This window comes from bacterium (assembly GCA_035529855.1).
GTDB lineage: Bacteria > RBG-13-66-14 > B26-G2 > WVWN01 > WVWN01 > WVWN01.
Window position 1 is genome coordinate 1 of the sequence record DATKVX010000015.1, and the last position, 7,227, is coordinate 7,227.

Annotated in this window: 9 protein-coding genes; 6 read left to right on the top strand and 3 right to left on the bottom strand. The window is 64.6% G+C overall.

Annotated features, from left to right (window positions below; all coding sequences use genetic code 11):
* Positions 1–302: 302 nt before the first annotated feature.
* On the top strand, positions 303–443 hold the full coding sequence (locus VMX79_01480) for a hypothetical protein (GenBank protein ID HUV85763.1): 141 nt from the start codon (positions 303–305) through the stop codon (positions 441–443).
* A gap of 264 nt (positions 444–707) precedes the next feature.
* On the opposite strand, the gene VMX79_01485 is transcribed toward VMX79_01480, so the two are convergent.
* Both VMX79_01485 and VMX79_01490 read right to left on the bottom strand, forming a co-directional pair.
* Positions 708–1,391: a hypothetical protein gene (locus tag VMX79_01485; GenBank protein HUV85764.1), complete on the bottom strand. Its 684-nt coding sequence runs from the start codon at positions 1,389–1,391 to the stop codon at positions 708–710.
* A gap of 14 nt (positions 1,392–1,405) precedes the next feature.
* Positions 1,406–1,840: a hypothetical protein gene (locus VMX79_01490; GenBank protein HUV85765.1), complete on the bottom strand. Its 435-nt coding sequence runs from the start codon at positions 1,838–1,840 to the stop codon at positions 1,406–1,408.
* Between the two features lie 170 nt (positions 1,841–2,010).
* On the opposite strand from VMX79_01490, the gene VMX79_01495 reads away from it, so the two are divergent.
* Genes VMX79_01495 through VMX79_01515 form a run of 5 tightly spaced genes read left to right on the top strand, consistent with a single transcriptional unit; the run spans position 2,011 to position 6,568 of the window.
* Positions 2,011–2,958 carry a glycosyltransferase family 2 protein gene (locus VMX79_01495; protein ID HUV85766.1) on the top strand — a complete coding sequence of 316 codons (948 nt, stop codon included), beginning with the start codon at positions 2,011–2,013 and terminating at the stop codon, positions 2,956–2,958.
* Entirely contained in the window at positions 2,955–4,157 is a 1,203-nt protein-coding gene (locus VMX79_01500) for a glycosyltransferase (GenBank protein HUV85767.1), read from the top strand. Before VMX79_01495 ends, VMX79_01500 begins: the two co-directional genes overlap by 4 nt.
* Before the next feature lie 2 nt (positions 4,158–4,159).
* Positions 4,160–4,855: a class I SAM-dependent methyltransferase gene (locus VMX79_01505; protein ID HUV85768.1), complete on the top strand. Its 696-nt coding sequence runs from the start codon at positions 4,160–4,162 to the stop codon at positions 4,853–4,855.
* The gene (locus VMX79_01510; protein ID HUV85769.1) at positions 4,852–5,622 is read left to right on the top strand and encodes a class I SAM-dependent methyltransferase; all 771 of its coding nucleotides are present in this window, start codon (positions 4,852–4,854) and stop codon (positions 5,620–5,622) included. Before VMX79_01505 ends, VMX79_01510 begins: the two co-directional genes overlap by 4 nt.
* A 40-nt stretch (positions 5,623–5,662) precedes the next feature.
* Positions 5,663–6,568, top strand: a complete 906-nt coding sequence (locus VMX79_01515) for a lysylphosphatidylglycerol synthase domain-containing protein (GenBank protein ID HUV85770.1) — start codon at positions 5,663–5,665, stop codon at positions 6,566–6,568.
* Between the two features lie 88 nt (positions 6,569–6,656).
* On the opposite strand, the gene VMX79_01520 is transcribed toward VMX79_01515, so the two are convergent.
* On the bottom strand, positions 6,657–7,227 hold a 571-nt coding region (locus tag VMX79_01520; GenBank protein ID HUV85771.1), incomplete at its 5' end, for a hypothetical protein.

A 7,227-nucleotide genomic window follows, 5' to 3' on the forward strand; every position in this document is an offset into this window, starting at 1 on the left:
ACCGGGCCGCGGGCGCGCTGGCCGAAGCGGTGGAGGTTGAAGGGGTTCGCGAAGTTGTCGGTGAAGAACGGCGCCATGGCCAGGGCGACTTCGGGAGCCGTCGGCGTCGTGGAATTGTAATCGAGGTAAATACCTTCCATAGTTATTCCTTCTAAAGGCCGGACGGAAATATTATCAAAAAACGATAAACTCCGCAACCGCCTTTAATGCTTTCGGACGCTCGGCCCTCCGGCCGGCTGCTATTCGAAGGCCTTTATATCGGTAAAATATGTTACCGGCCGCCCGGGCCTGCGAGCTGAACCTTGATTACGAGGTCCGTATATCTTAAATTTTATAAAAAGATTCCAGGTGAAAAGATGTCGGGCGTTCCGATTATAGCTATCTCGCTGGCCTTTCTCGGCCTGGGTTACATATTCTACGGCCGCTTCGTCGCGCGGCGGTGATGGCGGGATTGTCGGCGAAGGCTTCGTTCCGGGGAGTACCCGCGCCGACCCGGCCAGCGGAGTGACCGCGGTTGTATCGAATATAAAACGGGCCGACCTGAAGGTCGGCCCCTACATTCGGCCCCGCTTTTCTATCCTTGGATAAAAACAAGAAGGCCGACAGGAATGTCGGCCCCACTTCCCCATAATGGTAATAATAAGACGGGCCGACCCGAAGGTCGGCCCCTACATTTGGCCCCTACTATTATCGTATACCTCAGAGCGCTAGAAGTTGAACATCGGCCCGAACCGGACGAACGGGCCGGAGAGGTCGAGCTCGGGCGCCACGGCCATCTTGGTACCCACCTGCTTAAACTCGCCCTCCGGTATGCTCATCAGGAAATAGCCGGCCTCGCAGCCGAGGCCGAGCCACGGCAAGATGCGATACTGCGGCGCGACGAACGCCTGCGCCGACCAGCTGAAGCCGTGCAACTCCGAGACGAACGTGACGGATTCCGGAAACGGGACGTTGCCGAAGCTGTACGACTCGCTCGAGATGGTCTTGGTATAGGACACGTCCAGGATGCCGACGCCGCCGCCGGCGAAGAGGCCCCACCGCTCGCCGAAGTACGTCTTGTAGCCGCCGACGAACTGATGCACGCCGAAGCCGATCTCGCAATTCTTCACGACGCCGTCGTCGAAGATGGCCCCCGTCGAGAACGCCCACCCGCCGCCGTAGTAGCCGAGTTGTAGGCCGTTAGCGAAATTGTACCGGACCGTCCCGCCCATCATATAAGTGGAACCGGGCGTATCCAACCCCAGCGCGTCGAACTCGTCGCTTATGCCGTCGAGGGTCGGGAAGTTGGCGCCGAAATAGAAGGCGCCGCCGGTTCCCGCGGGCCGGTAGCCCTGTGCGCCGGCCGCCGCCGCGACGGCCAGGATTAAACACGAAACCGAAACTATCCTCATCCTAACTCCTCACGCTAAGTTTCGCCTTGCGCCCCGGCCTTGGTTTTCGGGAAAAGGAGGGCTACCAAGGCCGTCACGACGAGGGCCTCCGCGGCCCATGCTACAAGCCACGCCAGCACCAGTAAGTCGGGGAACTTGAAATAGCGATAGACGTCGGCCGCCCGGGGCACGACCCCTATTAATAATAATAACAGCCAGAAGAGAACGAACTTCTTCCAGAAATTTTCCGGACAAGCGCCGCGGAAAATGGCGAACGCCAAAACGTAGAAGAAGCCGGTAGCCAGGTCGAAGAAAAACCCCAGGAGTACGATCTCGAAACCCTGGTCCTTGAAGACGCGCTCCACGTCCACCGTAAGGGGGGTTACGAGCAAATGCGTTACGGTGCCCATAATAGAAAGCGCCAACCCGGCGACGACGCCGACTAATAGCACACGACCCAGCTTTTCCATAACGCTCTCCTTAGGTTTGAAGTTGAGGACGAAGATAACACGGCGCGGCGGTTTAGTCAACGAGCTATGCACCGCGGCCGGAATTGTTTAACCGGGCGGAGAACGGCCGTGCTATAATGTGAAAAAGTTCCGCCGGGCGCGCCCGGCCCGAGTTCGATATTCCCCAAACGTTGAAAGTAACGATAGTCATACCCTGCTACAACGAATCCGCTACGCTGCCCGCTACGCTGGCGGAGCTTCCCCGCGAGATACCCGACGCGGACGAGCTCGAGACGTTGGTGGTGGACGACGGCTCGAGCGACGATACCGCCGAGGTGGCCCGCGCCCACGGCGTCGGTTGCGTCGTGCGGCACAAGCGCAACCTGGGCCTGGCCGCGGCCTTTCGGACCGCCGTCGACGCGGCGCTGGCCCGGGGGGCCGACATCATCGTCGGCACCGACGCCGACAACCAGTACGCGGGCGCCGACGTCGCGAAGCTCGTCGCGCCCGTGCTGGCGGGCGAAGCGGACCTGGTCGTGGGGTGCCGCGACCTCGGCGCCATACCCCATTTTACGCCGCTTAAAAAAATGCTGCAGCGCGCGGGCAGCTTCGCCGTCCGGACCCTCTCCGGCATCGACGTCGCGGACGCGACCAGCGGCTTCCGGGCGTACAGCCGCGAAGCCGCGCTGCGGCTCGTCGTCCTCTCGTCGTTCACGTACACGCTGGAGACCCTCATCCAGGCGGGGTACAAAGGGCTCACCGTCAAGCAGGTCCCGGTGCGGGTCAACCTGCCGACGCGGCCCAGCCGCCTCTTCCGTTCCATCCCCGAATACCTGCGCCGTTCCGTCAACACGATAACGCGCGCCTATCTGCTCTTCAGGCCGCTCCGGGTGCTCGGTACGCCGGGGTTGCTCATCGTCGGCGCGGGCCTTTTACTTCTGGGCCGGTTCCTCTATTTCTACTTTACGATACCCGGCCCTACGGGCCACGTCCAATCGCTGTTCGTCGGCGGCGTACTAATCCTGCTCGGCTTCCAGGTCATCATAATCGCGCTGATATCGGACCTGGTCGCGGCCAACCGGCGCCTCCTCGAAGACGTGCTCTACCGCATCAAACAGGACCAATACGGCCGCGGATGAAAAGCCTCCTGATCTGCTCCTCGACGTTTCCCCTACGCGAAGGCGACCGCCGGACGGCGCGCTTCGTATACGACCTCGCCGCGGCGTTGACCGAACGCTTCCAGGTGACCGCGCTCGCGCCCCATCACCCCGGCGCGGCGCTGACCGAAAAAATCGGCGACGTCGAGGTCCGCCGCTTCAAATATTTCCTCCCCTCCCGCCTCGAGCGCCTGGCCGACGGGACCGGCATTATGGCCAACGCGAAGCGCAGCGCGTTGGCGAAAATCCAAACGCCTTTTCTATTATGGTGGTTCCGCCGGGCGGTACGCCGCCTGACGCGAAACTACCGCTTCGACGCCGTGAACACGCACTGGCTCGTGCCGGCGGGATGGGCCGCGGGGCCCGTGGCCGCCGACGCGGGCGTCCCGCATATCTTGACGATACACGCCGCGGACGTCTTCTTCCTCAAACGCGTGCCCTGGGGCCGGCGCGTCGCGGCCCGCGTTATCGGTACCGCCCATAAGGTCTTCGCCGACAGCGAATTCATTATCCGGGAGACGAGCCGGTTGATAGGCCGGGACGTGGACGCGGTAGCGACGACCGCCGGCGTGGACGCCCCCTCGTTCGCGCCCGCCTATACCCCCGCGGAGGCCAAAGGCCGGCTCGGCTGGCCCGACGCGCCCACCGTTCTCTTCGTCGGCAAGATGGTCGAGAAAAAAGGGGTGCCGTACTTAATCCGGGCGATGGCCGAAGTTACGGCGGCGATACCGGCCGCGCGGCTGGTCGCCGTCGGCGACGGCCCGGGGCTCGAGCGCGCGAGGGCGCTGGCGCGAGAACTCGGGCTCGGCGACGCCGTTGCCTTCGTCGGCCCCAAAAGCCACGACGAACTGAAATTGATGTACAACGCCGCGGACGTCCTGGCGGTCCCGTCTATCGTGGCGCGCGACGGCGAAACCGAGGGGATGCCGACGGTGATACTCGAGGCCTTCGCCGCGGCCTGCCCGGTAGTGGGCAGCCGCGTGGCCGGCATCCCGGAATTCGTGCGCGACGGCGAGACCGGGTTCCTCGCGGACGCGGCCGACGCGGGCGACCTCGCCGCCAAGATCGTCGAAACCCTCAAGCTGGGACGCGGCCGCTTCGCCTCGAGCTGCCTGGCCGCCGCGGCCGGCAGGGATTTTAAAATAATCGCGCAACTCTACGCCGAGGCGGCGGAGGCCTGAACGTGGGCCTGGCCGCGAATTGGCGTAAGCTGCGGCTGCGGGAAGCGGGCCGCCGCGACTACTTCTACCTGACGCCGGGCAACTACGCATTATATCGGCAGTTCCGCGCGCACGCGGCGGCGCATCTCCACGGCCTGATACTCGACGCCGGCACCGGTTACGGCCCCTGGCGGCCGGTGCTCGCGGAACAAGGCCGCGTTATCGGCATAGACCTGTCGGAGCACGGGAACGCCGACGCCACCGCCGACCTGAAAAAGATGCCTTTCCGCGACGGCGCGTTCGACGCCGCTTTTTGCTCCCAGGTGCTCGAGCACGAGCGCGACCCCGCGGCGCTGCTTGCGGAGCTGGGCCGGGTCGTGAAGGCCGGCGGCGCGCTGGTCCTGACCGCCCCCCACCTGAGCCGCCTCCACGACGCACCCCACGACTACTATCGATTTACGGCCGAGGGCCTTCGGTTCCTGGCCGAGGGAGCCGGCTTCGCCGCCGAAGACGTTAAGCCGTGCGGGGGGCCGTTGTCGTTTTTAGGGCACAACGTGAACGTTCTCGCCCTCGCCCTCGTAACGCCCGTCCCGATAGTGGGACGGTTCGCCGTCGCGCTGGCGAAGCTCACGTCGCCCTGGTGGCCCGCGCTGGACCGCCTGCTCGACCCCCAAGGCGTGCTCGCGCTGAACTGGATGCTCGTGGGGCGGAAGAAGTGAACGGCGAGGAGGCCGGCTACGCGTCCCCTCCCGACCAGCTGGTGCGGCTCGCGGACGTCCAGCGGGGCGTGCGCAAAGGCCGCAAGATTAGGCGCGTGCTGGAGGCGGAATTGGGGCCCGCGCCCTGGCCGGAGTTGCGGGGGCTCGACCTCGGCTGCGGCCCGGGCGTGATAACCGCTTACCTGGCCCGGCTCACGGCCGGCTTCGTCGGCGTGGACGTCGACGCCGCCGCTATCGACGCCGCGGGCCGCTTCCGCTACGCCAACCTCGAGTTCGTACGCCGCGCGTCGCCGCGTTTGCCCTTCGACGACGGCACTTTCGATTTGATAATCGTCAACCACGTCTACGAACACGTCCGCGACGTCGAGACGTTCTTCGCCGAAATCCGCCGCCTGCTCAAGCCGGGCGGCGTGGCGTACCTGGCGGCGGCGGGTAAATACCAACTACTCGAGCCGCATTACCATTTACCGTTCCTCTCCTGGCTGCCGCGGCGCGCCGCGAACGCGTATCAGCGCGCGAGCGGGCGGGAAGAGGAATACGACGTGAACCTTTTGAGCTACCGCAAGCTCTTTCGATTACTCGAGCCGTTCGACGTCCGGGAATACACGGCCGCGGTGGTCGCGGACCCGCGCGGATTCGCGGCGGACGACGTCGTGCCGCGGTGGCGGCCGCTACAGCGATTGCTGGCCGCATTAACGCGCGTCATCCCGGCGACGGCGCCGACGAGGATATTCGTACTCCGGCGAAGGGAGGATTCCGACGGCTAAGTCGGGTTGGCGGCGTGTCCTCTGGACGGCGGCGAAGGTAATACTCGTCGCCGCGGCGCTTTTTTTCGTCGGCAAGGTATTGGTCGACAATTGGCCGGACGTGCGGGCGGGGTGGCGGCCTCCCCGGCCGGCGTTCGTCGCCGCGGCCGGCGGCGCCCTCGTCGTCTCCTACCTATACCTTCTGAATATTTCGCTGGCCGTACTCCGCCGGGTGGGTGCGCGGCTCAGCTTCCGCGCGGGCCTCCGCCCCTTCTTTTACAGCCTCCTGGGTCGGTACGTCCCGGGCCGCTTCGCCGTCATCGTCGGCAAAATATACATGTACGAACGGCGGGGCGTTCCGCGGCTGACGGCCGCGCTCGCGTTGGCGTACGAGAACGTCTTCGCCGCCGTCGGCGGCTTCGCGGTCGCCGCGGCCTCGGCGGCCACGGTAGTGGCGGCGCTCCTATCGTGGCGGGCGCTGATACCGGCGGCGGTCGGCGCCGGCGCGTTACTCGCCCTCCTCCAACCGGGCGTATTGCGGCGGCTCCTGGGATGGGCATTACGGAAGGTCGGCCCGGGGGAATTCGACGCCGGCATGGTAATGGGGCGAGGAGAGGCGGCCGGGTTCGCGCTGGCGTACGCCTCCTACTGCTTGATATCGGGGGTGTTCTTCGCGTTCCTCGCCGCGGCCTTCGTCCCGCTCGACGCCGGCCTGGCGGTCCGGGTGGGCGCGGCGTACGTCGCGGCCTCGGTCCTGGGGTACGCGGCGGTTTTCACCCCCTCCGGCCTGGGCGTCCGCGAAGGGCTGGTCGTGCTATTCCTCCACGGGTACCTGCCGCCGGGGGAGGCGGCCTTCCTCGCGGTCGCGAGCCGGCTGGCGACGGTCGCCGTCGAGCTCTCGCTGGCGGGGGCGGCCGCGGCGCTGGGGACGAAAGAACCCGCCGCCAACCGCCGCGCGCCGGTCTGAAACGCGCCGGCGCAATTTATAAAAAAAGCCCGCCGAGAGGCGGGTTTAAAACGTTAGTATTGGGGGAATAATCCTATCTGCCTTCCGACTATCGGCGGACGCCTTCGATTAACCATACTCCCTCTCGCACGATTGCTTCCCCCTTTTTATCCAGTTCGATGATGGCACGAGATTCCCCGTTCTCGTCGTATAAGTAACGGTAGGTAGCCACGCCGTCGCCGTTTTCCATCAATTCGCCATCGACGCCGTAAAGGCTCACCTCCACCTCGTTCCCGTCGTCGTCGTACTTGCTCCGGATTATCGCGCCGCAAAACTTACCCGACGTCGGTAGGCCGTCGTCGCCGAAGTAACTCCACTCCACAACCTGGTTATAGTCGTCGTACTTTTTGCGGTAAATAGCGACGCCCTCTCTATCCTCGGTTAATCGGCCTTCGGCGTCGTAAAAACTCCTCTCTACTTTATTCCACCTATCATCGTATTTATAACGGTCAATAGCCACCCCCACTTCGTTTTCCGTTAGCTCCTGCTCGGCGTCGTAATAAGAGTATTCTATACTAAAACCCCGAGCGTCATACTCCGTGCGGATGACGGCAACGCCGCCCCGGGCTTCCGTCAACGCACCATCGGGGCCGTATCGGCTTTCCTCTACTTCCTTCCCC